The organism is Brevundimonas alba (genome assembly GCF_011927945.1).
GTDB lineage: Bacteria > Pseudomonadota > Alphaproteobacteria > Caulobacterales > Caulobacteraceae > Brevundimonas > Brevundimonas alba.
The window spans coordinates 93762-118745 of the sequence record NZ_JAATJM010000002.1; the positions used below are offsets into that span (position 1 = coordinate 93762).

A 24984-nucleotide genomic window follows, 5' to 3' on the forward strand; every position below is an offset into this window, starting at 1 on the left:
CCGCGCTCATGCTGCAGAACATCGAAACCCTCGCGCGCGACGCCAAGTCGTGGCCGTTCGAACAGGCCCGAAATCTTCTCGCCCATGTGCTGAAGAAGCGGCTGTCGGATGTAGAATTGGTCGCGGCCAAGCTGCTGATCGATGCCGGCAAGGCGGATGAGGCGCTGGCGACGTTCGAGGCGCTGCAGCGGCCGGTGATCCTCGAAACCGGCTATGGCCCGTCCGGCCTGCCGCACATGGGCACCTTCGGCGAGGTTGCGCGCACGACCATGGTGCGCAACGCCTTCCGCGCCCTGACCGGCGACCACTGGCCGACGCGCCTGATCGCCTTCAGCGACGACATGGACGGCCTGCGCAAGGTCCCCGAAGGCATCCCGAACCCGGAGATGCTGCGCGAGGACCTGCACAAGCCGCTGACGGTGGTCCGCGATCCGTTCGGCACCCACGACAGCTTCGGCGCCCACAACAACGCCCGCCTGCGCGCCTTCCTCGACGGCTTCGGCTTCGAATACGAGTTCTTCTCCTCGACCGAATGCTACCGCTCGGGCCGGTTCGACGAGGTGCTGCTGCGGATGCTGGAGCGGTTCGACGCCGTTCAGGCCATCATGCTGCCGACGCTGGGCGAGGAGCGCCGCGCCACCTATTCGCCCTTCCTGCCGGTCAGCCCGGTCACCGGCCATGTGCTGCAGGTTCCGACGCTGGAGCGGAACGTGGAAAAGGGGACCATCGTCTTTGACGACCCGGCCGGCGGCCGCACGGAGATTCCAGTCACCGGCGGCCATGTGAAGCTGCAATGGAAGCCCGACTGGGCCATGCGCTGGACGGCGCTGGACGTCGACTACGAGATGTCGGGCAAGGACCTGATCGAGAGCGTGCGCGAGAGCGGCAAGATCTGTCGCGCGCTGGGGGGGGTGCCGCCGGAGGGGTTCAATTTCGAACTCTTCCTCGACATCGAGGGAAAGAAGATCTCCAAGTCCAAGGGCAATGGCCTGACCATGGACGAGTGGCTGCGCTACGGCACGCCGGAGAGCCTGAGCTGGTACATGTTCCAGTCTCCGAAGTCGGCCAAGTCGCTGCACTTCAACGTCATTCCGCGCGCCATCGACGACTACCTGGCGTTCATCGAGAGCTACAAGACCCAGGAGCCGGCCAAGCGGATCGACAACGCCGTCTGGTCGATCCACGCCGGATCGCCGCCGGAGCACACTTCGCCGGTGTCATTTGCCCTGCTGCTTAATCTCGTCGGCGTGGCCAACGCCTCGTCCAAGGCGCAGCTCTGGGCCTATTTCGCCAAATACCTGCCCGAGGCTACGCCCGAGAACGAGCCGCTGCTCGATCAGTTGATGGACCGGGCGCTGAATTACTACGAAGATTTCGTCAAACCGACGAAGGCCTACCGCCTGCCCGACGACAAGGAGAAGGCGGCGCTGCTCGATCTCGCGGGGCGTCTGAAGGCCTTGCCGGGGGACACGACAGACGGCGAACTGATCCAGGCCGAGGTCTATGCGGTGGGCAAGGAACATGCGTTCGAGCCGCTGCGGGGCTGGTTCGGCGCGCTCTACGAAGTGCTGCTGGGTGCGTCCCAAGGCCCGCGCTTCGGATCCTTCGCCGCCATCTACGGCCTGCCGCAGACGATCCAGCTCATCGAGGGCGGCGCGAACGGCGAACTCGCCCAAGCGTGACGGGAGACCGGCGTTCGTCCGGTAACGTACATGAACTGAACATAACGGCTCGCCTCCGGGAGCCTTCATGTTGAGCCATGCATTGTGACTGCCATCGACCAACTCGATGACAGGAGATGAGCCATGTCGAAGAACAAGATCACCGTCGCTCTGGCCTCGGCCGCCATTCTGGCCTCGCTGGCCCCCGCTGCCCTCCCGACCGCCGCCATGGCGCAGTCCAACGGCGTCACCAGCTGTGACGCTCCGGGCGGCCGTCAACGCGCCGGCGCCCTTATCGGCGCTGTCGTGGGCGGTCTCGCCGGCAGCCAGGTCTCGCGCAACGAACGCACCCTCGGGGCCGTGGTCGGCGCGGGCGCCGGCGCCGCTGCCGGTTCCTACATCGGCTGCAACCAGCAGCGCGCCCGGTCCGCTTCGCAGTCGAACGCCGGCGGTTACCGCGCCACCTCGAACCTGCGCATCCGCTCGGGTCCCGGCACCAGCTACCGTCAGGTCGGCAGCCTGTCGGCCGGCCAGCCCTTCTCGGTCGTGGCCTCGCAAGGCGAGTGGGTCCAGATCGCCGGCGGCGGCTGGGTCAACGCCCACTACGTCAGCTCGTACTAGGACGACACACTCAACGACGAGGCCGCTCCGAAAGGGGCGGCCTTTTCTTTTGCGCCATCGCCGCCGGCGGATCGGTCTACTGGCTGACCCAGAGAATGCGGCCCATCCAGACGATCTCCTTGCGCGGCACCACACGGGCTTCGTAGGCCGGATTGATCGAGGACAGCGTCACCGTCCGGGCCGTCAGCCCCGACACCTCCTTGGCCAACGTCTCGCCGCCGGTCGTCCGGACGACGACCCGGTCGCCCTTGCGCACATCCGAGGCCTCGCGGTCGACAATGATGCGGTCGCCCTCGCGATAGACCGGCGCCATGGAATCACCGGTGACGCGCAGGCTCAGCAATGTGTCCTTCGGCCGTGGAAGCTCGGTCTGATCCCAGTCGCCGACCGGCAGGCCCGCATCGTCGAAGAAACCGTCCTGTCCCGCCTGCGCCATGCCCAGCATCGGCACCGTAACGGGCCGCTCCGGCGCGTCCTTCGCCAGGCTGGCGAATTCCGCCAGTGAGAGGCCGGTGGCGTGCAGAATCCGCGTCAGGCTCTCGGTCGAGGGCCAACGCGGCCGCGGGGGATCGCCCGGTCCGAACCGCTTCGATGGATTGAAGCTGGTGGCGTCCAGCCCGGCGCGCCTGGCCAGGGCCGATGCGCTGATGCCTTCGCGCCGTGCGAGGCCGTCGATCGCCTTCCAGAGCTGATTGTGGGAGAGGGGCATCGTGTCCGCGGGCCCGAATGACTGATTCGTCCCACCCTACAGCAGCGGCCTAGGAATTTCTACCTAGCGGATGACGGAGGGGGCGCGGGCCGCCGCCCGCTCTGCTCGCCAGGCGTGAGCGACGCCGAGCGCGAGCGCCAGAAGGACGCCGTAGTTGGACAGGTTGATGACGGCGTAGAAGGCCATGATCGGCGGCCGAAGGTCCACGAGCGTCAGCACATGGGTCATGACGATCAGCGACTGCAGCGCGGCGGCCCAGACCGGCCACGAACGCCGGCTCTTCCATGCAAGGGCCGCATAGGCGGCGAGCAGCCCTGCGTCGACGATCATCAGACCCCACTGGGGCCCGTACAGCGCCGTGTCGTTCTGGATCAGCAGCGAGGCGAGAGAGCCGATCGCATAGACGCTGCCGCCGATCCGTTCAGTCTCGTCGCCCCTGAGCAGGGCGAAGGCGACGATGATCACGCCTATGGCCGCGGCGACCTGGGAATAGAGGGTGTCGAACACAGGTTGGCCCCCTCTTGGCTTTCGCGGCTTGAGCGCTATCCGGCGCCCATGGTCGCCGCTCGGCGCTCCTGCCACGCCCAGAAGGTCCCGACGGCCATGGCGACCAGCAAACCATAGTTGGCCAGATTGTTCACGGTGGCGAAGGCGTCCGAGGGCGGCCGTAGATTGGCCGCAACGAGCAGATGGCCGGCGACTATGAGGCCCTGGAACGCTGAGGCCCAAACCAGCCAGGCCCGGCGGCTGTGCCAGACCAGACCCACCAGGACGACCAGCAGAAGTATGTCCAGGGCCATCACGCCCCAACGGGGCACGCTCAGGCTGCCGCCGTCGCGGATCATCAGTGTGGCGAGGATGATCAGGGCATAGGAACCCGCTGTGATCCGTTCCGGCTCGTCCCCTTTGAAGAAGGCGAAGGCCACGACGAGGACCGCGACCGCTGCAAAGATCTGAGAGTAGATCGTCTCAAGCACAGAATCGCCCCCACGCGGCTAAGCATGGGGGCGACAATGCCTGAAGTCGGGCGGCGCGGGAATGACCGGCCGCCGACATTACCTCGAATTAAACCGCGCGGAGACGGTGCTCGCCGGTGGTCTTCGGACGGTCGCCCTGACCCTTGTCCTGACCGAATTCGGCGTAGGTGCCCCAGCCCATGCGGCGGTGGTCCTTGGCGAGTTCCTCGTGGCACGCCACGACGGCCGAACGCGCGGCGCCGAGGGCGGCGATCGCTTCCATGGCCTTGGCCTGCGCGTCGGCGCCCATCACGGGCGAGACGTTGAGCGCGGTGCGCGAGCCGATCATCGACTGCACCAGCGTCGTGGCGCGAGCGATGGCCTCATCAACGGATTGCTCCGTCGCGTACAGATCGCCGGCGACGCTGGCGATGACTTGAGCCTTATCCATGAGAAGCCTCCAAACTGAACAGGTAAACGAGGCCTTAACATAGCTCCCCGGATTCCGGTAGGGATTTGTTCACCATGGAGTGAACTGTGTCGCCTTCCGGACACACTCCGCCGCCGATGGGCGGGGTATCTCCGGGCTTGTCGACAGGCCCGACCGCGAGCGTTTCCAGCCCGAGGCTGCGGGCCAAGGCGGCGAGTGTGTTGTGGGTCTGCACAAGATGCCCGCGGGCTTCCGCCAAGGCTCCGATCGCGGCGGCTGCGCCAATGAAGGCGCGCTGGCCCGTAACCGCAGACAGATAGGCGTCGGCTCGAGCGGCGGGCAGGGCCGCAGTCAGCGCGGCCGCTTCGCTCATGGCGCGATCGATAGCCGACTCGGCGGCGTAGAGACGGACGGCCAGCGCCTCGCCGATGACTTGTCTGGACATGGTGTTCCTCCGGTTGAGGACTCACCAGCTATCGGACGAAAACTCCGATAACAACGTTCTACAACTAGAGATCGTAACCCGACACCAAGAAGTGCGCCGTGAGTGAGGCGACGGGCTGCGTCTCGTCGTCCTGCCACGCCTCGGCCAGCACATGGGCGACACGCCGCCCCGCCTTGCTGATGCGGGCGCGGGCGTGGACGTCCACGGGCCTGCCAGTGCGGAGGTAGGCCACAGTGACGTTGATCGGGCGGGGCAGGCGAATGCGTGGATAGGACAGGGCGACCTGCGCCACGGCTGTGAGTTCCAGCAGGGCGGCCGTGGCGCCGCCGTGCAGGGCCGGCAGCATCGGATTGCCGATCAGCCGGTCGGCGAACGGCATGCTCACGGTGAGGACCTCGGCATCCTGCTGCGACGTCAGTCCGAGGAAGCGGGCATAGGGGAGGCGATCCAGCAGGTCGCTCATTTGGACGCCTCCCGCTTGTCGCGGCTGCTGAGCACATAGGTGGCCTGCGCCGCCGCCACCGGGTTATCCGGCCCGTCCTCGAACGCCCACGCCCGCACGAAAGCGATGGAGTGGGTCAGGCGGTAGCAGCGGGCCTCGGCGATCAGCGCCCGGCGCGGCTCGGCGGCGCGCATATAGTCGACGCGCAGGTCGAGGGTGGCGATGGGTTCGAACTGATCCAGGGCGATCCAGACCGCCAGTCCGCCGACGTGATCGAGCAGGGCGGTGACCAGCCCGCCAGCGAGCACGCCGGTGTCGGGATCGCCGACCAGATCCTCGCGCCACGGGACGCGAATGCGCACCCGATCTCCCTCCAGCCCCTCATAGGCGAAGCCCAGCGCGTGGGTGTGCGCCGCGCCGGAGGCCAGCTGAGGCAGCAGCGAAACGAGGGTCGATGACGTCATGCCCTGCTATCGCTCCGCCGCGGCCATGGACGCAAGCGCGTCTCGCGCGTTCCACCTTCCGCTGCGAGGGCCCATATCCGACTCATGATCCGTTTCGAGGACCTGCTCAGGCCGACGCTGGCCGGCCTGTACTGCCCGCCGGGCGACTTCTACGTCGACCCGGTGCAGCCGGTCGACCGGGCGGTGATCACCCACGGCCACTCGGATCACGCCCGGTCCGGCCACGGCGCCGTGCTGGCCACACCCCAGACCCTCGCGATCATGGCCGAGCGCTATGGCGAGGACTTCGCAGTCCGACAGCAGCCCGTGGCCTATGGCGAGACGGCCTCGCACAACGGCGTCGAGGTGACCCTGGTCCCGGCGGGGCATGTGCTCGGCTCGGCCCAGGCGGCGATCCGGTGGAAGGGCGTCACCATGGTCGTCTCGGGAGACTACAAGCGGCGGCGCGACCCGACCTGCTCCCGGTTCGAGCCCGTGCCCTGCGATGTCTTCATTTCGGAGGCGACGTTCGGATTGCCGGTGTTCACCCACCCGCCGGATGCGGAGGAGATCGGCCGTCTCGTCCACTCCCTGCGCCAGTTCCCGGAGCGGGCGCATCTGGTGGGCGCCTATGCGCTGGGCAAGGCGCAGCGGGTGATCCGTCTCCTGCGCGAGGCTGGCTGGGAGCGGCCGATCTATGTTCACGGAGCGCTCGAGCGGCTGAACCGACTCTACGAGCGGGAGGGAGTCGATCTCGGTCCGCTGTCGCCCGCCACGGGCCTGAAGCCGAATGCGCTTGGCGGGGAGGTGGTGATCGCGCCTCCGTCCGCCACCCAGGACCGCTGGGCCCGGCGCTTCGCCGATCCGGTTCTCGCTTTCGCATCAGGCTGGATGGGTGTGCGCGCCCGAGCGCGGCAGAGGGGCGTGGAATTGCCGTTGGTGCTGTCGGATCACGCCGACTGGCCCGAACTGATCACCACCTTCACCGAGCTTCGCCCGGAAGAGGTCTGGATCACCCACGGCCGCGAGGAAGGGCTGTTGCGCTGGTGCGAGCTAAACGGTCAGAAGGCGCGGGCGCTGCGGCTTGTCGGCTATGATGACGAGGACGAGGAGGCTGCGGAACCCGGCGAGGCCGCCTAGGCGGCGGAGCGCGAGCCGCGGACCTTGGCCGGCGCCGCGGTCGTGGCGGCGATCTGGTCCAGCGCGGCGTTCATGGCCATGCGCAGACGTTCGGGCTTGATCGGCTTCTCGACCACCGCAGCCATGCCGGAGGCGAGGTACTTCTTCGCGTCTTCGGGATCGGCGTTGGCGGTCAGGGCGACGATCGGGATGGCGCTGACGGGGCCCGTCAGGGCGCGGATGGCCTGCGTGGCCTGGACGCCGTCCATGCGGGGCATCTTGATGTCCATCAGCACAAGATCGAACTGGCGCTCCTGCACGGCCGCCAGCGCTTCCACGCCATCCTCGGCGGTTTCGGAGGTGCAGCCGAACATCTCGCAGAGGGCCTGCGCCACGACGCGGTTGGTGGCGTTGTCATCCACGATCAAAACGTGCGGCGTCGCCGTCATTTCGTGGTTCGACAGGGATTGAACGTTCGACGCCGGCGCGGCCTCGACGCTGGTGCGTTCGACATCCAGATCGAAGGCGAAGGTGGCGCCACGGCCCGGGTTGTTCTCGGCCCAGATGCGGCCGCCCATGCGGTCGATAATCTGGCGGCAGATCGACAGGCCAAGGCCCGCGCCGTCTTGGCCGGAGCCGTGAACGAACGGCTCGAAGATCTGGTCGACCCGATCGCCGTCCACGCCCGGACCGTCGTCGCGGATGCGGGCTTCGAGCATGATGCGGTCGCCGGCGGCGACAGCCTTCAGACTGGCCTCGACGACGCCGTTCCGGGCGAATTTCAGGGCGTTGCCGATCAGGTTGTTGAACACCTGTTTCAGCCGCACGCCGTCGATGACCGCGGCCAGCTCGGTGTCGCCCTCGTAGCCGATCATCAGGGCTACGTTGTCCTGAGAGGCCCGCGGCGCCCACATGGCTTGGATGTCGTCCATCAGGCTGCGCAGGGCGGTCGGCTCTGCGTTCAGTTCCAGTTCGCCCGCCTCGGCTCGCGACAGGTCGAGTGCATCTTGCAGGATGCGGAGCAGGGTCTCGGAGGATTCCACGATCGTGGTGACGTGAGCGTGCGCCTGGGCGTTCAGGGGCTGGCGGCGCAGCAGCTCGGCCACCGCCAGCACACCGTTCATCGGCGTGCGCAGCTCGTGGCTCATGATGGCGAGGAACTGGCTCTTGGCCCGGGCCGACATCAGCGCTTGTGTGCGGGTGTCGCTGAGCTCCCGCGCCTGGGCGGCCAACTCGGCGTTCTGGCGGCGCTGGCTGTCGTTGACGGCCTGCAACAGGGACACCGCGGTGCCGACGCCATGGTAGAGGCCGCTGCGGGTGACGATGAAGCCGCGCATCAGGGCGGATGGTCCGCTCTTGCGCAGAGCGTCGCAGAAGGTGTCGATGGCCACGCCCGCTTCGACGACCGCGGGCTCCGGATCCATGAGCAGGGTCACCGGGCGTTGGGCATACAGGGCGTGGCCGAACGGGCCGGCGATCTTCAGCAGGAAGGTGTTGCGCTCGATCAGGCCGACGGGGCGGCGGCCGTCCACGACGGCGATGACCAAGGTGTCAGGTTCTCTCTCGAAGCGGGCAAACACCTCGCTTCCCAGCGTCTGGGGCGTGACCGCCTCGGCGCGCTCGGTGAGAACTTCAATGGTCGGCATACGCACCGCTACTCCACTGCGACCCTCGCACATTGGCGGGAACCGTTTGCGGAAGCGTTAAGGGCGAGGCGCCGCTTTCGCGCCCTTTTTGCGCAGGCTCCCGCGCTGGTGTAGAAGGCGCGCCCCGCCTCCGGGCGGCCCTATCACCCCTTTTCATGCGCGCGGCCGACCGGCCGACCGCAGGTTTGTCATGCCCGATTCACTGCAAAATCCTGCAAACTCAGCGCTTGTCCTGTTCTCGGGCGGGCAGGACAGCGCCACCTGCCTGGCATGGGCGCTGACGCGTTTCGGGCGGGTCGAGACGGTGGGCTTCGACTACGGGCAGCGCCACGCGGTCGAGATGGAGGCGCGGCTGGCGGTGCGTGAGGGCATGGCCGGCGTCATGCCCGGCGTCGCCGACCGGTTGGGCCCGGACCACATCGTCGACCTGACCGGGTATGGCCGGATCGCGGAGAGCGCGCTGACGGCTGATCGCGCGATCGAGATGGACGCGCGGGGCCTGCCGACAACGTTCGTGCCGGGCCGCAACCTTGTCTTCCTGACCTGCGCAGCGGCCTTGGCCGACCGGCGGGGAGTGGAAGTTCTGGTCGGCGGAATGTGCGAGACCGACTATTCCGGCTATCCCGACTGCCGGCGCGACACCATTGACGCCATGGAAGTGGTGCTGAGCCTCGGGCTGGACAAGCCCGTCGTCATCGAGACGCCGCTGATGGCCCTGACCAAGGCGAACACCTGGGCGCTGGCGCATGAACTGGGCGGCCAGCCGCTGACGGACCTGATCGTCGAGGCGTCGCACACCTGCTACCGCGGCGACCGTGAGCACCGTCAGGCCTGGGGCTATGGCTGCGGCGACTGCCCGGCGTGCGAGCTGCGGGCTGTCGGCCATGCCGAATGGGCAGCGCGGCCATGACCTATTCTGCGAAGGAAGTGTTCCTGACGGTGCAGGGCGAGGGCGGACAGGCGGGGCGCCCGGCCGTCTTCCTGCGCTTCGCCGGCTGCAATCTGTGGAATGGGCTGGAGCGCGACCGCGCCACCGCCGTCTGCACCTTCTGCGATACGGATTTCGTCGGCGTCGACGGTGACGGCGGCGGCAAGTTCGTGACGGCGGACGCCCTGGCCGATCATGTCGCCGCGATGTGGCGGGGGCGGGCAGGGGACCCGAAACTGGTCATCTGCACCGGCGGCGAACCCCTGCTGCAGCTGGACGCGGCCCTGATCGAGGCCCTGCATGCGCGAGGCTTCGAGATCGCGATCGAATCCAACGGTACGCTGGCGGCGCCCGACGGGATCGACTGGATCTGCATCAGTCCCAAGGCGGACGCCCCGGTACTCCAGACCGCCGGGCAGGAACTGAAGCTGGTCTTTCCCCAGGACAAGGCCATGCCCGACCGGTTCGAACACCTCGCCTTCGAGCGCTTCTGGCTCCAGCCCATGGACGGGCCGGATCAGGCGGCGAATACGGCGGCGGCCATCGACTATTGCCTGACCCACCCCAAATGGCGGCTCAGCGTACAGACCCACAAATACATCGGCGTAAGATGAGCGTTTTCGAGATCACCAAGGCGGCCACCTTCGACGCTGCCCATCACTTCCCGAACGAACCCGACGGCAGCCCGTACCGGCGCATGCACGGCCACTCCTTCTCGGTCGAGGCGACGGTGCGCGGCGAGGCGCTGGACGGCCACGGCTGGGTCGCGGATCTGGGCGCCCTGGACCGGGCCCTGAAGACGGCGGCCGAGGAACTGGATCACGGCCTGCTCAACGACAAGCCGGGACTGGAGCTGCCGACGCTGGAGCATCTGTGTCTGTGGTTCGCGGACCGGCTGAAACCCGAATGGCCGGGCCTGTGCCGTATCGCGGTGGCTCGCCCGACGATCCACGAGCGCTGCGTGCTTACGCTGTAGCCGGCGACCCGTTCGTGGCCATTTCGGTCAGGAATCCGCGATCAGTTCGACCATTGGAAAACCCGCTCTAGCAGTCGCGGCCCTGCCGTTGCCGCTGTTCGCAGCGGCGTTGCTCGCGCTCGTATTCGCGCTGCTCGCGTTCGCGCTTGGCCCGGGTCTCCTCGTCGGAGGTGGTCACGGCGTCGACGCCCGCGCCCACGACCGCGCCGGTAGCCTTGACCGTGCCGCCGACGACAGCGCCTGCCGTCCCCACGACGGCCCCGACCAGACAGCCCTGCAGCATCAGGGCGCCGCCGAGAACGGCGGCCAGGGCGGCGGTGCGCTTGAACGTGGTCATCATCGAATCTCTCCCGACGCCGCATCGTGACGGAGCAATGGTGAACGCCGCCTGACCGGCCGTGCGGCCGGACAGGAGTGGTGGGCGGCGAGGGGTTCGAACCCCCGACCCCCTCGGTGTAAACGAGGTGCTCTGACCAGCTGAGCTAGCCGCCCGTCCTTCTGCCCTGATGCTCGCCGCGCGTGGCGGCCAGCGTCCAGAGGGCGACCGTGTCCTAGAACCGGAAGCTGGCCCGCAGGAACAGCATGTAGCGGACATAGTCGTCGATCATTTCGGCGTCCGCGCTGACCGACAGCATGCCCAGTTCGTTGCCGACGTTCAGACGGAAGCCGATGATCGGACCGCCGCCCTCGATGGTGTCGGGCGTCAGGGTGAAGTCGCCGCCGCCCGAGCGGAAGCGGGCGATGGTTTCGCCCGGATCGACCGAGATGTTCTGGCGCCAGCCGAGCCGGATTTCCGGACGCAGCCAGTCGTTCTGGCCCATCTTCATGCCGAGGTTGATCGCGGCCGTGGCCGAGAACATGTGGCCCTCGCGGTCGTCGATCTCTAGATCGAAGCCGTCGCCGCCGCCTTCTTCAAGGTGGCCGTCCTCGTTCAGGCCGAAGTATTCGACGTAGGCCTCGGGCCGGACGGTGAACCGGCCGAAGTTGCGCTCGTAGGAGACGCCGCCGGCCGCCGTCAGGGTGAAGCCGTTCCAGTCGGACTCGTTCGACAGGTTCAGGCCGGCGCCGACGAAGCGGCGCTCGGACGTGAAGGAGGCGTAACCGGCCGCGGCTCGGGCCCAGGTCGTCCAGTACTGGCCCTGGGCGCGCCAGTAGAGGCCGAGCTCCAGCAGGCTGGCGGACAGGACCTCTTCGGCCTCGGACTCCGGATCCTCGAGATCCGAAGACGTGAAGGCGGCCGAGATGCCGACATTGCCGAGACCCGTGCCACGCTCGATGCCGCCGGCGACGCCGAAGCCCTCGGAGCGGAAGCCGTAGGTGTCGGTCTTGTCCTTGTCGGCGTAGAAATTGATCTCCTGGACCCAGGCGCTGGTCTCGCCCGGCGCCGCCGCGGCGTTGCGGCCGGTGAGGGCGCGGGTGACGGCGTCGACGCCTGACGCGAGCGACAGCAGCGGACCGCCGGAGTGATCGGGCAGCAGTTGCTCGTACAGGTTCAGGAAGTCGTCGCGGTTGGTCTGTCGCAGGAAGGCGTTGCGGATGTCCTCGGCGTCGGCGGCGCCGATGGCGCCGTAGAAGGAGTCGAACAGCTGGGCCTCGACCGGGATCAGGTCGGCTTCTTCGGCCGTCCGGCGACGAACGTCGGCGAACACCTGTCCGGCCGGCACATCGGCCCCAACCTGCACCACGTACAGATAGGGAGAATTCGCCTCGATCGAGCTCAGGTCGATGGCGCCGTAGTTCAGGGTGCCGGCGTCGATGAGGGTGAACCGGTCGGGGGCGTCCAGCAGCGAGGTGAAGCGGACACCGAGACCGGCGCCGTCGGCCAGGGTGGCCGTGCCCGAGACGTTGAAGGCGCCCGAGCTGTTGTTGACCGGGTCGACGGTAATAATCAGGTCGCCCTGCGCCCCGACGTTGAGGCTGGTGAGGTTTACGGCGGTGGTCTGCCGTCCCTCCAGCGTGCCGTTGGAGACGTTGATGTCGAGGGCGCCGTCGGCGTCAGAGAGGGCGCCGCGCACGATCGCGCCGCCCGAGATCAGCAGGGTGTCAGCGCCGGCGCCGAAGGAGATGTCGCCGAGGACGAAGCCGTTGCGAATGTCCAGGGTGTCGGCGCCGCTGCCCAGATTGACCCCGCCGACAAGGTTCGGCTCGTTGTTGTCGGGCACGCCGTCGCCGTCCGTGTCGGGGTTCGAGGTCGTCGGCGTGGCCGCGACGCCCTGTTGGATCAGGGTGAAGCCGGTGGTGTTGGCGCTGACATCGATGGCGGTGGCGACACCGGTGATCGGATCGTTGTCGGCGTTGGCGTTCACCGTCGCCTGGATCGAACGGGTGTTGGTGACAGAGGTCAGCGTTCCGCTGAGGTCCCGGATGCCGAAGGTGTCAGCCGTCCCGCCGCCGGTGCTGGCCAGGATCGTGCCGCTGTTGACGAAGCTGTTGACCGTCGCGCCGGCGTCGATCTGGATCGCCGTGGTCGTCGTCGCCTGGTCGCTGTTCGAACCGGCCGTGATGGCGCTGGTGTTCACGATGCTCGGGGCTGTCGTGCCGTCGCCGATGCGGATGGCCGTCGAGTCTGCATCGAACGACAGGGCGACGATGGTGCCCTCGTTGCGGATACCGCCGCTGAGATCGACCGTCTGTCCGGCATTGCCGCCGATGACGAGCCCGTTGGCCGCAACGCCGTCATAGACGCCTTGGGCCGTGACGTTGCCGCGGTTGATGAAGCCGTAGGCGTTCAGGCCCGTGCCCACATTACCAAGGGTGATGGACTGGGTCGCCGAGCCGATTTCAATGGCCGGCGCCGATCCGTAGACGTTGACCGCCGCCGTGGTTTCGATGGTGTCCGTGATGCCGTCCCCGTCGCGGTCCGTATCCGTGCGGTTGGGCGTTCCGTCGCCGTCGTCGTCCTCGTCGCCGTTCTTGACGCCGTCGGCGTCATCGTCGCCCTCGATGCCTAGGCCTGAGTAGCTGGGGCCACGGTCGAGCACGAGGCCGCCGGCGATGTTGCCCTGAATGCTGACGCCCGGTCCGCCCTGAAGCAGATCGTCGGGGTCGAGTTCATCGAGGAACAGGATGCCTTCGTCGTTCTGGCTCGTTTCCACGAAGCCTTCAGGCCGGTCGGCCGGACGGGTAGTGTAGCGGTAGCCGGTGGCTGCGATATTGGAATGGATCACCATCGCGCCGCCGACGTCGCCCTCGACGGACAGGGCGGCCGAGCCGGCGCCACGGGCCGTGATGCTCCCGCCCGTCTGCACGTCGCCGCTGATGTCACCCAGCACCCGGACGCCATAGCTGTTGTCACCCGTGACGGTGACGGCGCCGAACATATCGAAATTACCGGTGAGCGGAGCCTCCAGCAGAATGCCGTAGGAGCTGTTGCCGTCGACGCCGATCTGGGCGCCGCTGCCGACGTTGATGTTGCCGACCAAGGGCGCCACGCCGGTCAGGCGGACGCCGTAGTGGTCCGAACCGTGAGCGAACGGGCCGTCGTCGTCGCCGTCGTTGTCCGTGTCGGTGTCCGTCTCGGTGTTGATGTCATCCAGCAGCGCGATCGTTCCGAGGATGCTGATGTTGGCGGTGTTGCCGCCTTCGATCAGGACGCCGGTCGAGCCCGCCGCGCCGTTATCGATGGTGATTCCGCCGCCTTCCATGGTGAAGTTGTGGCTGGAGTTCACCGTCACGGCGGCGCCGCTGTTCACCGTAATCGACCCCGTCGAGGTCATCCGGATGCTGTCAGGGCCGCTGCCCGTCGCATTGGCCGTCGTGATCGGCGTTGTGCGGGCCGTCGATATGACGACCTCGGCCATGGCGCCGGAAGCCGCCATCAGGGGAGCGATCGCCACCGCGGTCGCAAGCATAATACGCATTCGGAGAAACCCCAGTGGACGACACGCACAGAGACGCCGGCGATCCTCTAACAGGGACCACGCCAGCCTGCCTCAAGTTTCTCGAATTTGAGGCGAATGCAAGGCCGAACGCGTCCCTCCGCCGATGATGGCAAGCGCGGCTATTGCCAAGTTTGAAAGCAGAGTGATATCACTTTCATATCGACTCTGGAGGGACTGATGACCACGACCCATTCGAAATCCACCGAGCGCCCGGCGGCGACCCCCAACGGCCTGCTTATGCTGCTGCTCGGCCTTCTGCTTATCGTCGGGGGACCGGTGACGGTGGCGCAGGATCCCGACAACGCCATTCTCGTTGTTGCGGGCATCGTCACGGCGGTGATCGGTCTGCTGCTGGTCTGCGGCCTGTATTCGCTGCAGCCCAACGAGGGCATGGCGATTATGCTGTTCGGCGACTACCGCGGCACCGACCGCAAGACCGGTCTGCGCTGGGTTCTGCCCTGGTACACCCGCAAGAAGATCAGCCTGCGCGTCCGCAATCTGACCAGCGACAAGCTGAAGGTGAACGACAAGCGCGGCAGCCCGATCGAGATCGCGGCCAATGTGGTCTGGCGCGTACAGGATTCGGCGCAGGCCCTGTTCGATGTCGACGACTATCAGGCTTTCGTGAACATCCAGGTCGACACGGCCCTGCGCGACATCGCCTCGCACTACGCCTACGACCACGGGGACGAAACCGACGTGCCGGAACTGACCCTGCGCGCCGACGCCGAGGACGTGGCGGGCCGCCTGCGCGACGAACTGGTCGGCCGGGTCAGCGTCGCCGGGGTGGCCGTGGACGAGGCCCGTCTGGCGCACCTGGCGTATGCGCCGGAGATCGCCGGCGCGATGCTGAAGCGTCAGCAGGCGGAGGCGGTCCTGTCGGCGCGCAGGCTGATCGTGCGCGGCGCCGTCGGCATGGTCGAGAACGCTCTGGCCGATCTCAACGAGCGCGGCGTCGTGGAACTGGACGAGGACCGGAAGGCGGCCATGGTCTCGAACCTGCTGGTCGTGCTGTGCGCCGACCGCGAGGCGCAGCCGGTCGTCAACACCGGGACGCTGTACGGCTGACATGGCGCGCTCCAGGAAGCCGTTCCTGATGCGCGCCTCGTCCGGGGTGATGGCGGCGGTCGAGCGATTGGCCGCCGCCGAACTGCGCTCGGTCAATGCCCAGGTGGAGATCCTGCTGCGCGAGGCGCTCGCCCGGCGCGGGGTGACGCCGCAGGAAGACCCTCCGCCGGCTGACGAACCCAAGGATGAAGCTTGAGCTTCGCCGTCGCGAGCGCTACGGCGCGCGGATGGTGAAGTCGCATATGTCCAAGGTCCGCAAGGCCCGCCGCATCCAGAAGCGGGTCAAGCGCGTTGGCCCTCTCGGGATCAGCGCAGCGGAGAAGGAACTGATGAACCTGGCGGGTCTCGAGGTTCAGGAGGGCGAACTGCGCCTCATCCCGGGCTGGGACGAGGAAGTTTCCGAGACTCTCCGTGCCACCAAGGCGGCGGGCGAGGATGGTCGGCCCCGGCTGGTCGACACCACCATGCTCTATGCGCCGCGTTCGGGCGGGGTGAAGCGCTACCTGCTGTCCAAGAAATCCTGGCTGGAGGCCAACCGGCCGGGCGTGGCCCATTCGCTGGTCGTGCCGGGTCAGCACCACAAGGCGGGCGACGACGGCATCGTCCAGCTGCACGCGACCAAGCTTCCGTTCGGCGACGGCTACCGCTGGCCCACCTCCGTGAGACGCTGGGGCGCGTGGGTCGCCTCGCTGAACCCGTCGGTGATCGAGGCTGGCGATCCCTATACGCCGGGGCAGGGGGCCCTCGAGGCCGGGCAGCGGGCCGGCTGCCCGGTGGTCGGCTTCTGCCACTCCGATCCCGCCGGCCTCGCCGCGCTGCACTTCGGCGAATGGGCCAAGAAGCCGGTCGAGAAGCGCTGGGCCCGGCTGTTCGGCCAGTTCGACCGCGTCGTCTCGCCCAGCCGCTACATCGCCCGCCGGCTGGAAGAGGCCGGGATCAAGGACATCGTCATCCAGCCGCTGGGCGTCGAGGTGGATACGTTCCGCCCGGACCGCCGAGATCGCGACTGGCTGCTGAAGAAGCTGGGTCTGCCCGCCTCGGCCCGCCTGCTGTGCTTCGCCGGCCGTCCGGCGCGCGAGAAGAACATCGATGTGCTGATCGAGGCGGTGCAGCGGCTCGGCGAGCCGTATCACCTGGTGCTGGTCGGCGCCGGGGCCGGCCTGCCGGCCGAGGACCGCGTCATCTCGCTGCCCTATGAGGCCAATCCCAAGGCTGTCGCCCGGATCATCGCCTCCTGCGATGCCTTCGTGCACGCCAACGACAAGGAGCCGTTCGGCCTGATCGTGCTGGAGGCCATGGCCTGTGGCCGCCCGGTGGTCGGGGTCAACGCCGGCGGGGTCAAAGAGACGGTCGACGACAGCGTCGGCCAGTTGGCGAAGAGCGCCGATCCCGTCCACTACGCGGCGGCCGTCGAGGCGCTGTTCGCCCGCGACATCGAGGCCATCGGGGCCGCCGCCCGGGTCAAGGCCGTCGAGCGGTTCTCGTGGGGCCGGGTGTTCGAGGACCTGTGCATGACCTACGCCGACGTCAGCGGCGAACGCGCCTTTGTCGAGCCGCGGGGCGAGTGGGCCGAACACTGACCTCGACAGACGCCGCGCGCCCGGTCAGTCTGGCCGGAAACGGGGACCGTCCATGAAACGCCTTCTGCTCGCCGCCGCGATCACCCTCCTGAGCGCCACTTCGGCGCTGGCCCAGACGGTCATCATCGTCCGCCATGCCGAAAAGGCCGACGCCAGCGCCGATCCGGTGCTGTCCGAAGCCGGGCAGGCGAGGGCGCGGGCGCTGTCCGCCGAACTGGCCGACGACCATCCCAGCATCATCCTGACCAGCCCGCTACAGCGCACCCGACTGACGGCCGCGCCGACGGCGGAGGCCAATTCCGTGATCTCCGAGGCCATCGCGCTGGACGGCGGCGTTCAGGCGCACCTCGCGGCCATTCTGGCGAGGGTCGAGGCGGCGCCGGACGACGCGGTCATCCTCATCGTCGGCCACAGCAACACCGTGCCGCTGATCGCCCGCGCGCTCGGCTACACCGACGCGCCGGATATGCCGGACTGCGAATACGACCGGCTGATCACCCTGCATCTGCTGGGCGAGGGCCGCGCCCACGCTATCCCCGGCCGCTACGGCGCATCGACGACCTGCTGAGGCCGAACCGCGGCTAGGGGTCGACCTTGCCGATCTGCGGACCGTTGACCTCGAAAATACGGTCCCCGGCGATCACATAGATCGGCATCCGGTTCTGCAGCGACAGGAAGACGTGCGTCTCGACGGGGCCTTGCGACACGATCTGCGAGACGGCGAGAGCGACGGGCTGGCCCTGGTCGTCCGTCGGCTGGCGCGGCATGTTCAGGCAGCCGTTGCTCAGCATGTCCCGCCGCAGCACCGTCGAGCCATCAGCGCTGATCCGGAAGCGGTAGTGGCCGCCCATCGGTATGATGTCCGCGTCGGTGGTCGCGGTCAGAAGCCAGACAAGCCACCCATCGCTGTCCGAATCATCCAGCACGACTGTGTTGAAGCTCTGCGAACAGCGGAGCCGGCCAATGTTGGCGATGGCGGTCTGGCGGGCGAGGAAGCTGGCCTTCTCCTGCGCCGAAAGGGCGCCGTCGGCCACCACCTCGACCGGGCCGGCCCGGCCCTCGCGCACCAGCACATCGAAGGCGGATTTCAGAGACCCCTGGTCCTGCCTGACGAAACGCACCCGCTGGGTTTCGCCCTCATCGACGACGATCCAGCCTGAGGTTCCCGGCGGCGGCGGGGCGCCGGCGAGATGGGCCAGCAAGGCGTCGGTCGCGACCCAGGCGGCCACATCCTGCTGGTAGATTGCCTGCCCCATGGCGCCGACCTTCTCCAGCGACCATTCCTCGATCGGAACCGGATCGGGCGCGGACTGGGCGAGGGCGGGTGCCGTGGCGAGGCCCAGCAGGGCGAAGGCCAGGGCGAGACTGCGGCGCATGGATGGACTCCCTTGTTACGGGAGCCATCCTGACATCACACGTCCAGCTCATCCACCACGAAGCGGGCGTTGTCCTGGATGAAGCGGTAGCGTTCCTCGGCCTTCTTGCCCATCAGCCGCTCGACGAGGTCTTCGATCTCGTCTTCCGAAGCTGGCACCGTAACCCTCGCGAGGGTGCGCTTCTTCGGGTCCATGGTTGTCTCCTTGAGCTGGGAGGCCATCATCTCGCCGAGACCCTTGAACCGCCCAATCTCGACCTTCTTGCCCTTGAACACCGTGGCCAGAAGCTCGTCGCGGTGGGCGTCGTCGCGGGCATACTCCGACAGCGGGCCCGCCGAAATCCGGTAGAGCGGCGGCAGGGCCATGAACAACCGCCCCTGACGGATCGTCTCGGGCATCGCGCGATAGAAGAAGGTGATCAGCAACGCCGCGATATGGGCTCCGTCCACGTCGGCGTCGGTCATGATGACAATGCGCTCGTAGCGCAGGTCTTCGATGTTGAACCGGCTGCCCGGCTGGACGCCCAGCGCCAGCGCAAGGTCCGACAGTTCGACGTTCGCCCGCAGCTTGTCCGCCGTGGCCGAGGCCACGTTCAGGATCTTGCCGCGCAGGGGCAGGATGGCCTGGGTCGTGCGGTCGCGCGCCTGTTTGGCCGAACCGCCGGCCGAGTCGCCCTCGACGATAAACAGTTCGGTGCCCTCGGCGGACTGGCGCGAGCAGTCCGACAACTTGCCCGGCAGGCGGAGCTTCCGCGTGGCGGCCGCGCGCTGGACTTCCTTGTCCTTGCGCCGCTTCAGACGGTCCTCGGCGCGTTCGATGACGAAGCCCAAAAGGGTGTTGGCCTGTTTGGGGCTCTCGGTCAGCCAGTGATCCAGCGGATCGCGCATCAGCTGTTCGACCAGCCGCGCGCCCTCTGGCGAAGACAGGCGGTCCTTGGTCTGGCCCTGGAACTCCGGGTTGCGGATGAAGACCGAGATCATGGCCCCGGCGTTGGCGATGACGTCCTCGGCGGTGATCAGCCCGGCGCGCTTCTCATTGGTCAGCTCACCATAGGCCTTGAGGCCCTTGACCAGCGCGGCGCGGAAGCCCGCCTCGTGGGTGCCGCCGTCGGGGGTCGAAACCGTGTTGCAATAGGAGCTGACGAAGCCGTCCGCCTCCCCGAAGCCGATCGGCGACCAGCTCACCGCCCATTCGACCGCGCCGGCCTCACCCTTGCGCTCGACGCGTCCGGCGAAGGCGGGGGTGACCGTTTCCAGCTCGCCGATCCGCTCGGTCAACGCGTCCGCGAGGCCGCCGGGGAAGTGCAGGGTGGCGCTGGTCGGGGTGGCGTCGGTGATGCGCTCCTGGGCGCAGGTCCATTTGATCTCGACGCCGCGGAACAGATAGGCCTTGGAGCGCGCCATGCGGAACAGCCGCGCGGGCTTGAAGGCCGCGCCGACGCCGAAGATTTCCTCGTCCGGGTGGAAGCGGATCAGGGTGCCGCGCTTCTTCGACGGCTGGACCTGCTGGATCGGCCCCAGCACATGGCCCTTGGAGAAGGACTGCTTCCACTCGAAGCCGTCCCGCCACACCGTGACGTCCAGCCGGTCAGACAGGGCGTTGACGACGGACACGCCGACGCCGTGCAGACCGCCGGAGGTCTCATAGGCCTTGCCCGAGAATTTCCCGCCCGAGTGCAGCACGGTCATGACGACTTCGAGCGCCGACTTGCCCGGGTGTTTCGGGTGCGGGTCGACGGGGATGCCGCGACCGTCGTCGAAGACCGACAGGAAGCCGTCGGCGTCCAGATCCACGCGGATTTGCTTCGCATGGCGGGCCACGGCCTCGTCCATGGCGTTGTCGAGGACTTCCGCGAACAGGTGGTGCAGCGCTCGCTCGTCCGTGCCGCCGATATACATGCCGGGGCGTTTGCGGACGGGCTCCAGCCCCTCCAGCACCTCGATCGAGGAGGCGGAGTAGCCGGTCGCCGCCGCCAGCGGGGCGGAGGAGGGGACGTCAGCCGGCCTGGCCACCGGCGCAGGCGCCGGTTCGGGCGTGAGTGCAGGTCGGGGCGCGGCGGCCTGTGGCGTCAGCGCCGGATCGGCTGTCGGTATCGCGGCAGGCGTCGCTGCCGGGCCTTGCGGCTCGGGGATGTCATCGAACAGGGAAGGCGCGGCGTTGGGACCCATACCGATACTGTGCTGCGATTCGGGGACCGGTCTGGTAGGCCCGGCCGCGCTTCTCCACAAGCGGAACGGCGGCGGTGCTTGGCGCCGGCAGGATGGCGCGCGTCAGCACGGCGAGGAACAGCACCCACGGCAGGCCCTGGTGCGCCAGCAGGATCGACTCCGACAGGCTCAGCACGAAGAAGGCGCCCAGAAAGCCCAGCGCCCACCAGCCCTCGCGCATGCCCTGGCCCATGGACCGCAGCACCGTGACCGCGGCGGTGGCCGCCATCAGCACCCCGACCAGCACCGCGCCGGGCCAACCCAGCTGCACCAGCAGGTCGATCCAGCCGTTGTGCGCGCTGGGCACGATCCAGCCGGTCTCCTTGCGGACCCAGTCGGCGGGCACGGACTCCCCGATCCGTCCCCAGAAGGCGCCGTAGCCGTAGCCGGTCCACGGCCGATCGGCGACCTTGCGCATCAGACTGTCCCAGATCTCGGTGCGGCCGGTCAGCGAGGGATCCTTGCCCAGCGCCTCGAGCACCGCGACCGAATGGGTGTCCCAGAGCCACAGTCCGCCCCCGGCCACGACCACGGCGACCCAGATGGCGACGACGCTGAACGCGGCGCCGCCACGCTTGAGCGACCAGAAGCCTCCGATCATCGAGAGGCCGACCATCAGGCACAGCAGCGATGTCTTCGACTGGGTGGCCAGCACCAGCCCGCTCGCCAGCACAAGGGCGATGGCGGGCAACAGCCGGCGCGGGTCCGGCGAGGCGAGGCAGGCGGCGGAGGCCGTAGCGCCGATCACCATCACCGCCCCCATCTGGTTCTTCTCGTACCAGAGCCCGCGCCAGAGGCCGGCATTGTCGTACTGGTGCACGCCGATGGAGGGGAAGGCGAAGACCATGATCAGGCTGCCGACGGCCATCAGCAGCGCCGCGTGCATCAGCAGGCGCGGCAGATGCGGCCCTCTGAATACCGCGCCCAGATAGAGGGCGAAGACCCCGCTGATGGCGAGGGCGATGACCCGCCGGCTGGTGGTGGCGAAGTCGATCGACCAATAGCGCGACGCGAAGGCCAGTCCGACCAGCATCACCAACGCGATCGCCGCGGGCCAGGCGCGCCAGAGCCGGTCGATGCGGAACAGGGCCATGCCGAAGATCGCCGCATAGGCCGGCAGCCACACCAGACGCAGCACCGGCGTCTCTTCCTGCAGCGGGGCGAACACCGGCCCGATCAGGGCGCCGGTCATCATGGCGATGATGACGACGCAGATCGCCCGCTCCCAGAGACTGGGAGCGGTTTCGATCAGCACCGCGTCTGGACGGGATTCGCGCACCCGTGCAGGGTCGGCCAACGGGCTTAACGAAGGGTTGGAGCGAATGGCCGGCAGTCTGCTGCGCGAAAAGGGAGGGCAGCCCGCGAAGGTCGGCTTCATCGAGCTGTTCTTCGACCTCGTCTTCGTCTTCGCTGTCACCCAGATTTCGCACACCCTGCTCGAGCACCTGACGTGGATGGGCGCGCTGCAGGGCGCGATCATGCTGTGCGCCCTGTGGTGGGCGTGGATCGACACCAGCTGGATCACCAACTGGCTGGACCCAGAACACCCGCACGTCCGGCTGCTGCTGTTCGCCCTGATGGCGGCTGGTCTGGTCATGTCGACCTCCCTGCCCGAGGCCTTCGGCGAGAAGGGACTGGTGTTCGCCTGCGCCTTCGCGGCGCTTCAGGTCGGCCGGGGGCTCTTCACCCTTCGGGCCGTGCGGCACGACAAATCGATGCACGCGAACTTCCGTCGGATCACGGTCTGGGCCGCGGCCGGGGGCCTGCTCTGGATCGTGGGCGGAGTGCTTCAGGACGGGGCTCGGCTCGCCGTCTGGCTGGTGGCGGTCGCGCTCGAGTTCGCCGGGCCCGCCTGCTATTTCTGGGTGCCCGGACTGGGCCGCTCGCACACCAGCGAGTGGGAGGTGCAGGGCGAGCATCTCGCCGAGCGCGTCGGCCTGTTCGTCATCATCTGTCTGGGCGAGTCGGTGCTGGTGATGGGCGCGACCTTCGCCGGCCTGAACTGGACCGCGCCCGTAGTCGGCGCCTTCGCCGCGGCCTTCATCGGCACACTGGCCATGTGGTGGATCTATTTCGCCCGGGCGCATCAGGCGGCGTCGGACGCCATCGAGCAGTCCGACGATTCCGGCCGCGTCGCCCGCCGCGCCTACACCTATGCGCCGATCCTCGTGGTGGCCGGGGTCATCGGCACGGCGGTCGGGGACGAGCTGTCGCTCAGCCACCCGGGCGGCCCCATCGAGTTTCCCGCAGCCATGGCCCTGATCGGCGGCCCCATGCTGTTTCTGATCGGGGCGCTGACGTTCAAGCTGGCGAGCTTCGGCGTCTGGTCGCCGTCGCGGCTGGCCGGAGTGGCGGCTCTGGCGGCGCTCATCTTCGCCGTGCCGTGGCTGACGCCGGCGGGGCTGGCCGCGTCGGCGACGGCGGTGCTGGTCGGGGTGGCGGCGTGGGAGAGTCTGGCCCGGCGACCGACCCCCCACAAAGCAGCCCCGAAGAAGAAACGGCCAAGCTAACCTGCGAAAACTACTCGGCTTTTCAACGCAAGGTCGGGAACATCAGGCCATGGCCGCCGCTTTACCGGACACCAAGGAGGTATCCATGAAAGCGCTCAATCTTCTCACTCTCATCCTGCTGATCGTCGGCGGCATCAACTGGGGCCTGGTCGGCGCCTTCGAGTTCGATCTGGTGGCGGCGATCTTCGGCGACGGCTCGGCCCTGTCGCGTCTGATCTATGTCCTCGTCGGCCTGTCGGCCCTGTTGCAGATCATGCCGCTGATGAAGGCCTTCCGCATCGGCGAACCCCATGCCGAGGCCAATCACCGCGCCACCTCGGTGCGAATGTAAGACCGGCGGCGGCGGGCTTTCGGGCCCGCCGCGCCTCCGCTCAGACCCGCGCCAGTTCGGCGGCGTGGGCGCGGATCCGTTCCAGCGTAGAGGCGTCGCTGTCGAACACCCCGTACCATCCCTGCGGCTCATGTGGCGGATCGCCGAGGAAGGCGTCGTCGCCGATACGGAAGCGGGCATCCGGATGCGCCGCCCGGCCTTCTCCGTTCCAGGCCCAGAAGTTCGATCCCGCCAGTGGCCCGCCTTCGCGCGCGCTCGCCAGCACAGCGCCGTGCACCATGGTGTAGAAGGCGTCCCGCATCGTCGTCGGCACGTCCCCGCCATAGCGGTCGCCGTCGCGGGGATAGCCGAACTCCTCGACCACCAGCGGCTTGCCGAGACGCCGCGCCAGTTCGACGTGGCGGGCCACATAGTCCGCCGACTGCTCCATCGCCCGCGCGTGGGTGCCGGCCATGTCGGTCCGGTTCAGCCAGCCCCAGTTGCCAGGCCAGACGTGGGCGGTCGTGTAGTCGATCTCGTCGAACGCCTGTGAGGAGACGACCAGGGCCTCGCGCTCCAGCGAGCCCTTCAATCCCTCGCCGCCGGTCGAAATCAGCTGGTGCGGCGCCAGCGAGCGGATCAGTTTCGCGGTTGAGCCGATCCAGCCGTGGAAGTCCGCCAGCGTCCGGTCGCCGACCGCGTCGCTGCCGCCGGGACGGGGTTCGTTGGCCAGTTGCCATCCCATGATCGCCGGGTCGTCGGCATAGGCCACGCCGGTCACGCTGTTCACCCGCCCGATGATGCGCCGGACATGGTCGTGATACAGGGCGATGGCCGCCTCGCTGCCGTAGAAGCCCGCGACGAAGTCCGGAAATTCCGGCCACGGATGGGCCGGGTCGTTCATGTCGATGTAGCGGCCGCCGTTGGTCCACAGCAGGTAAGTCGCCATCCCGCCTGACCACTCCCAGAAATTGGTCAGGTAGAGCACCGACTTCATGCCGCGCCGCCCGATCTCGGCAACCGCATGGTCGAGGCCGGTGAGCAGCCGCTCGTCATATGCGCCGGTCTCGTCGCGGAAGGCGGGGCGGACGGAGTTCTTCAGCGGCGACTGCTCGGCCGAGGCGGCGATGCGCAGATTGGTCACGCCAAGGCCGGCGAGCCGGTCCAGCTCCCGTCCCAGCCGCGGTTGCCCGCCGATCCATGCCGCGTACCAGAGGTTGGCGCCCACGAACCGGTAGGGCCGCCCGTCGAGGGTCAACGCCATGCCTTCACGTCGCGCAAAGCCGGCGGGCGGCGCGGGGCGAGCGGTGGCGGCGCCGCCGATGGCGAAGGCGGCGGCTGAAGCGGCGAGGGCGGCGCGGCGGGTGATCATGGCGGGGCCTCCGGGCGCCTCAGAAGCCTTCCAGCACCTGATCTATTCGGCGGATGTCCTCCGGCCGGTCCTTGCGGCTGAGTTTCAGAGCCTCGCCGTCGCGGCGGACGGTGGTGCATCGAAGCTCCCGCAGATTGCGCTCGATCTCCGCCCGCCGCTCCGCGTCATACGGCTCCTCGCCCATCCAGTGCTCGCACATCTCGCCCCGCTCGACGAACCGGGCGACTGCGTCGTCGCTGTAGGAGGCAGTCGCGCAGCCCGCGAGGATGGCGCCCGAGACGGCGAGAACCAGCATACGCATCAG

At 68.1% G+C, this 24984-nt stretch carries 27 protein-coding genes and 1 tRNA gene; 12 read left to right on the forward strand and 16 right to left on the reverse strand.

Going from position 1 to position 24984, the window contains the following annotated elements; genetic code table 11:
* The first annotated feature begins 8 nt into the window (after window positions 1-8).
* Window positions 9-1682: a lysine--tRNA ligase gene (locus GGQ87_RS10775; protein ID WP_168047671.1), complete on the forward strand. Its 1674-nt coding sequence runs from the start codon at window positions 9-11 to the stop codon at window positions 1680-1682.
* Window positions 1683-1805: 123 nt separating this feature from the next.
* Window positions 1806-2282 carry an SH3 domain-containing protein gene (locus GGQ87_RS10780; RefSeq protein WP_168047673.1) on the forward strand — a complete coding sequence of 159 codons (477 nt, stop codon included), beginning with the start codon at window positions 1806-1808 and terminating at the stop codon, window positions 2280-2282.
* A gap of 76 nt (window positions 2283-2358) precedes the next feature.
* On the opposite strand, the gene GGQ87_RS10785 is transcribed toward GGQ87_RS10780, so the two are convergent.
* The 7 genes from GGQ87_RS10785 to GGQ87_RS10815 form a co-directional block, all read right to left on the reverse strand.
* Complete coding sequence (locus tag GGQ87_RS10785; RefSeq protein WP_168047675.1) at window positions 2359-2991, reverse strand: S24 family peptidase; 633 nt, start codon at window positions 2989-2991, stop codon at window positions 2359-2361.
* A gap of 63 nt (window positions 2992-3054) precedes the next feature.
* Window positions 3055-3498 (reverse strand): hypothetical protein, encoded by a 444-nt coding sequence (locus GGQ87_RS10790; protein WP_168047677.1) that lies wholly within the window; start codon window positions 3496-3498, stop codon window positions 3055-3057.
* Between the two features lie 35 nt (window positions 3499-3533).
* Window positions 3534-3968 carry a hypothetical protein gene (locus tag GGQ87_RS10795; RefSeq protein WP_168047680.1) on the reverse strand — a complete coding sequence of 145 codons (435 nt, stop codon included), beginning with the start codon at window positions 3966-3968 and terminating at the stop codon, window positions 3534-3536.
* A gap of 88 nt (window positions 3969-4056) precedes the next feature.
* Complete coding sequence (locus GGQ87_RS10800; protein WP_168047682.1) at window positions 4057-4398, reverse strand: hypothetical protein; 342 nt, start codon at window positions 4396-4398, stop codon at window positions 4057-4059.
* A 34-nt stretch (window positions 4399-4432) separates the two neighbouring features.
* On the reverse strand, window positions 4433-4822 hold the full coding sequence (locus GGQ87_RS10805; protein WP_168047684.1) for a hypothetical protein: 390 nt from the start codon (window positions 4820-4822) through the stop codon (window positions 4433-4435).
* Window positions 4823-4886: 64 nt separating this feature from the next.
* A complete protein-coding gene (locus GGQ87_RS10810; RefSeq protein WP_168047686.1) occupies window positions 4887-5285 on the reverse strand; it encodes a PaaI family thioesterase in 399 nt (132 codons plus the stop codon).
* The gene (locus GGQ87_RS10815; RefSeq protein WP_168047688.1) at window positions 5282-5728 is read right to left on the reverse strand and encodes a PaaI family thioesterase; all 447 of its coding nucleotides are present in this window, start codon (window positions 5726-5728) and stop codon (window positions 5282-5284) included. Before GGQ87_RS10815 ends, GGQ87_RS10810 begins: the two co-directional genes overlap by 4 nt.
* Before the next feature lie 84 nt (window positions 5729-5812).
* On the opposite strand from GGQ87_RS10815, the gene GGQ87_RS10820 reads away from it, so the two are divergent.
* Entirely contained in the window at window positions 5813-6847 is a 1035-nt protein-coding gene (locus GGQ87_RS10820) for a ligase-associated DNA damage response exonuclease (protein ID WP_168047690.1), read from the forward strand.
* On the opposite strand, the gene GGQ87_RS10825 is transcribed toward GGQ87_RS10820, so the two are convergent.
* A complete protein-coding gene (locus tag GGQ87_RS10825) occupies window positions 6844-8472 on the reverse strand; it encodes a response regulator (RefSeq protein WP_168047692.1) in 1629 nt (542 codons plus the stop codon). The genes GGQ87_RS10820 and GGQ87_RS10825 overlap by 4 nt on opposite strands.
* A gap of 190 nt (window positions 8473-8662) precedes the next feature.
* Between GGQ87_RS10825 and queC the strand changes: the two genes are divergently transcribed.
* The 3 genes from queC to GGQ87_RS10840 are packed head-to-tail and all read left to right on the forward strand — an operon-like array spanning window position 8663 to window position 10376.
* Complete coding sequence (gene queC, locus GGQ87_RS10830; RefSeq protein ID WP_168047694.1) at window positions 8663-9382, forward strand: 7-cyano-7-deazaguanine synthase QueC; 720 nt, start codon at window positions 8663-8665, stop codon at window positions 9380-9382.
* The gene (queE, locus tag GGQ87_RS10835; RefSeq protein WP_168047696.1) at window positions 9379-10014 is read left to right on the forward strand and encodes a 7-carboxy-7-deazaguanine synthase; all 636 of its coding nucleotides are present in this window, start codon (window positions 9379-9381) and stop codon (window positions 10012-10014) included. The genes queC and queE overlap by 4 nt, the downstream gene beginning before the upstream one ends.
* The gene (locus GGQ87_RS10840; RefSeq protein WP_168047698.1) at window positions 10011-10376 is read left to right on the forward strand and encodes a 6-pyruvoyl trahydropterin synthase family protein; all 366 of its coding nucleotides are present in this window, start codon (window positions 10011-10013) and stop codon (window positions 10374-10376) included. The genes queE and GGQ87_RS10840 overlap by 4 nt, the downstream gene beginning before the upstream one ends.
* 67 nt (window positions 10377-10443) lie before the next feature.
* Here GGQ87_RS10840 and GGQ87_RS10845 read toward each other — a convergent pair whose 3' ends face one another.
* The 3 genes from GGQ87_RS10845 to GGQ87_RS10855 form a co-directional block, all read right to left on the reverse strand.
* Window positions 10444-10716, reverse strand: a complete 273-nt coding sequence (locus tag GGQ87_RS10845) for a hypothetical protein (RefSeq protein ID WP_245161574.1) — start codon at window positions 10714-10716, stop codon at window positions 10444-10446.
* A gap of 75 nt (window positions 10717-10791) precedes the next feature.
* A tRNA-Val gene (locus tag GGQ87_RS10850) sits at window positions 10792-10868 on the reverse strand.
* A gap of 59 nt (window positions 10869-10927) precedes the next feature.
* Window positions 10928-14236, reverse strand: coding sequence for an autotransporter outer membrane beta-barrel domain-containing protein (locus GGQ87_RS10855; protein ID WP_168047700.1), 3309 nt, complete (start codon window positions 14234-14236; stop codon window positions 10928-10930).
* Window positions 14237-14434: 198 nt separating this feature from the next.
* On the opposite strand from GGQ87_RS10855, the gene GGQ87_RS10860 reads away from it, so the two are divergent.
* From GGQ87_RS10860 to GGQ87_RS10875, 4 genes are all read left to right on the forward strand, one after another.
* Window positions 14435-15325: an SPFH domain-containing protein gene (locus GGQ87_RS10860; RefSeq protein WP_168047702.1), complete on the forward strand. Its 891-nt coding sequence runs from the start codon at window positions 14435-14437 to the stop codon at window positions 15323-15325.
* Window position 15326: 1 nt separating this feature from the next.
* Window positions 15327-15521, forward strand: coding sequence for a type II toxin-antitoxin system antitoxin (locus tag GGQ87_RS10865; protein ID WP_168047704.1), 195 nt, complete (start codon window positions 15327-15329; stop codon window positions 15519-15521).
* A gap of 133 nt (window positions 15522-15654) precedes the next feature.
* Window positions 15655-16905 (forward strand): glycosyltransferase, encoded by a 1251-nt coding sequence (locus tag GGQ87_RS10870; RefSeq protein WP_168049200.1) that lies wholly within the window; start codon window positions 15655-15657, stop codon window positions 16903-16905.
* A gap of 52 nt (window positions 16906-16957) precedes the next feature.
* Window positions 16958-17473, forward strand: a complete 516-nt coding sequence (locus GGQ87_RS10875) for a SixA phosphatase family protein (protein ID WP_168047706.1) — start codon at window positions 16958-16960, stop codon at window positions 17471-17473.
* A gap of 13 nt (window positions 17474-17486) precedes the next feature.
* On the opposite strand, the gene GGQ87_RS10880 is transcribed toward GGQ87_RS10875, so the two are convergent.
* From GGQ87_RS10880 to GGQ87_RS10890, 3 genes are read right to left on the reverse strand one after another with little or no spacing between them, the layout of a single operon-like run.
* Window positions 17487-18281 (reverse strand): hypothetical protein, encoded by a 795-nt coding sequence (locus GGQ87_RS10880; protein ID WP_168047708.1) that lies wholly within the window; start codon window positions 18279-18281, stop codon window positions 17487-17489.
* 35 nt (window positions 18282-18316) lie between these two features.
* Window positions 18317-20449: a DNA topoisomerase IV subunit B gene (parE, locus tag GGQ87_RS10885; RefSeq protein ID WP_168047710.1), complete on the reverse strand. Its 2133-nt coding sequence runs from the start codon at window positions 20447-20449 to the stop codon at window positions 18317-18319.
* Entirely contained in the window at window positions 20415-21767 is a 1353-nt protein-coding gene (locus GGQ87_RS10890; RefSeq protein ID WP_342448348.1) for an O-antigen ligase family protein, read from the reverse strand. The genes parE and GGQ87_RS10890 overlap by 35 nt, the downstream gene beginning before the upstream one ends.
* 43 nt (window positions 21768-21810) lie before the next feature.
* On the opposite strand from GGQ87_RS10890, the gene GGQ87_RS10895 reads away from it, so the two are divergent.
* Together GGQ87_RS10895 and GGQ87_RS10900 are read left to right on the forward strand one after the other, a co-directional pair.
* Window positions 21811-22998: a low temperature requirement protein A gene (locus GGQ87_RS10895; RefSeq protein ID WP_168047714.1), complete on the forward strand. Its 1188-nt coding sequence runs from the start codon at window positions 21811-21813 to the stop codon at window positions 22996-22998.
* Window positions 22999-23083: 85 nt separating this feature from the next.
* On the forward strand, window positions 23084-23329 hold the full coding sequence (locus tag GGQ87_RS10900; RefSeq protein ID WP_168047716.1) for a DUF378 domain-containing protein: 246 nt from the start codon (window positions 23084-23086) through the stop codon (window positions 23327-23329).
* 40 nt (window positions 23330-23369) lie between these two features.
* Here GGQ87_RS10900 and GGQ87_RS10905 read toward each other — a convergent pair whose 3' ends face one another.
* Window positions 23370-24680: a glycoside hydrolase 5 family protein gene (locus GGQ87_RS10905; protein ID WP_168047718.1), complete on the reverse strand. Its 1311-nt coding sequence runs from the start codon at window positions 24678-24680 to the stop codon at window positions 23370-23372.
* Between the two features lie 19 nt (window positions 24681-24699).
* Window positions 24700-24981 carry a hypothetical protein gene (locus GGQ87_RS10910; RefSeq protein ID WP_168047720.1) on the reverse strand — a complete coding sequence of 94 codons (282 nt, stop codon included), beginning with the start codon at window positions 24979-24981 and terminating at the stop codon, window positions 24700-24702.
* Between the last annotated feature and the right edge of the window lie 3 nt (window positions 24982-24984).

Bases quoted from the DNA above. Each gene is read 5' to 3' on its own strand.
- GGQ87_RS10875 (WP_168047706.1), top strand. From the start codon at position 16,958: ATGAAACGCCTTCTGCTCGCCGCCGCGATCACCCTCCTGAGCGCCACT.
- GGQ87_RS10825 (WP_168047692.1), bottom strand. From the start codon at position 8,472: ATGCCGACCATTGAAGTTCTCACCGAGCGCGCCGAGGCGGTCACGCCC.
- GGQ87_RS10895 (WP_168047714.1), top strand. From the start codon at position 21,811: ATGGCCGGCAGTCTGCTGCGCGAAAAGGGAGGGCAGCCCGCGAAGGTC.
- parE (WP_168047710.1), bottom strand. From the start codon at position 20,449: ATGGGTCCCAACGCCGCGCCTTCCCTGTTCGATGACATCCCCGAGCCG.
- GGQ87_RS10845 (WP_245161574.1), bottom strand. From the start codon at position 10,716: ATGATGACCACGTTCAAGCGCACCGCCGCCCTGGCCGCCGTTCTCGGC.
- GGQ87_RS10910 (WP_168047720.1), bottom strand. From the start codon at position 24,981: ATGCGTATGCTGGTTCTCGCCGTCTCGGGCGCCATCCTCGCGGGCTGC.
- GGQ87_RS10900 (WP_168047716.1), top strand. From the start codon at position 23,084: ATGAAAGCGCTCAATCTTCTCACTCTCATCCTGCTGATCGTCGGCGGC.
- GGQ87_RS10815 (WP_168047688.1), bottom strand. From the start codon at position 5,728: ATGACGTCATCGACCCTCGTTTCGCTGCTGCCTCAGCTGGCCTCCGGC.
- GGQ87_RS10800 (WP_168047682.1), bottom strand. From the start codon at position 4,398: ATGGATAAGGCTCAAGTCATCGCCAGCGTCGCCGGCGATCTGTACGCG.
- queE (WP_168047696.1), top strand. From the start codon at position 9,379: ATGACCTATTCTGCGAAGGAAGTGTTCCTGACGGTGCAGGGCGAGGGC.
- GGQ87_RS10775 (WP_168047671.1), top strand. From the start codon at position 9: ATGCTGCAGAACATCGAAACCCTCGCGCGCGACGCCAAGTCGTGGCCG.
- GGQ87_RS10870 (WP_168049200.1), top strand. From the start codon at position 15,655: ATGAACCTGGCGGGTCTCGAGGTTCAGGAGGGCGAACTGCGCCTCATC.
- GGQ87_RS10780 (WP_168047673.1), top strand. From the start codon at position 1,806: ATGTCGAAGAACAAGATCACCGTCGCTCTGGCCTCGGCCGCCATTCTG.
- GGQ87_RS10820 (WP_168047690.1), top strand. From the start codon at position 5,813: ATGATCCGTTTCGAGGACCTGCTCAGGCCGACGCTGGCCGGCCTGTAC.
- GGQ87_RS10880 (WP_168047708.1), bottom strand. From the start codon at position 18,281: ATGCGCCGCAGTCTCGCCCTGGCCTTCGCCCTGCTGGGCCTCGCCACG.
- GGQ87_RS10905 (WP_168047718.1), bottom strand. From the start codon at position 24,680: ATGATCACCCGCCGCGCCGCCCTCGCCGCTTCAGCCGCCGCCTTCGCC.
- GGQ87_RS10810 (WP_168047686.1), bottom strand. From the start codon at position 5,285: ATGAGCGACCTGCTGGATCGCCTCCCCTATGCCCGCTTCCTCGGACTG.
- GGQ87_RS10785 (WP_168047675.1), bottom strand. From the start codon at position 2,991: ATGCCCCTCTCCCACAATCAGCTCTGGAAGGCGATCGACGGCCTCGCA.
- GGQ87_RS10855 (WP_168047700.1), bottom strand. From the start codon at position 14,236: ATGCGTATTATGCTTGCGACCGCGGTGGCGATCGCTCCCCTGATGGCG.
- GGQ87_RS10840 (WP_168047698.1), top strand. From the start codon at position 10,011: ATGAGCGTTTTCGAGATCACCAAGGCGGCCACCTTCGACGCTGCCCAT.
- queC (WP_168047694.1), top strand. From the start codon at position 8,663: ATGCCCGATTCACTGCAAAATCCTGCAAACTCAGCGCTTGTCCTGTTC.
- GGQ87_RS10860 (WP_168047702.1), top strand. From the start codon at position 14,435: ATGACCACGACCCATTCGAAATCCACCGAGCGCCCGGCGGCGACCCCC.
- GGQ87_RS10865 (WP_168047704.1), top strand. From the start codon at position 15,327: ATGGCGCGCTCCAGGAAGCCGTTCCTGATGCGCGCCTCGTCCGGGGTG.
- GGQ87_RS10805 (WP_168047684.1), bottom strand. From the start codon at position 4,822: ATGTCCAGACAAGTCATCGGCGAGGCGCTGGCCGTCCGTCTCTACGCC.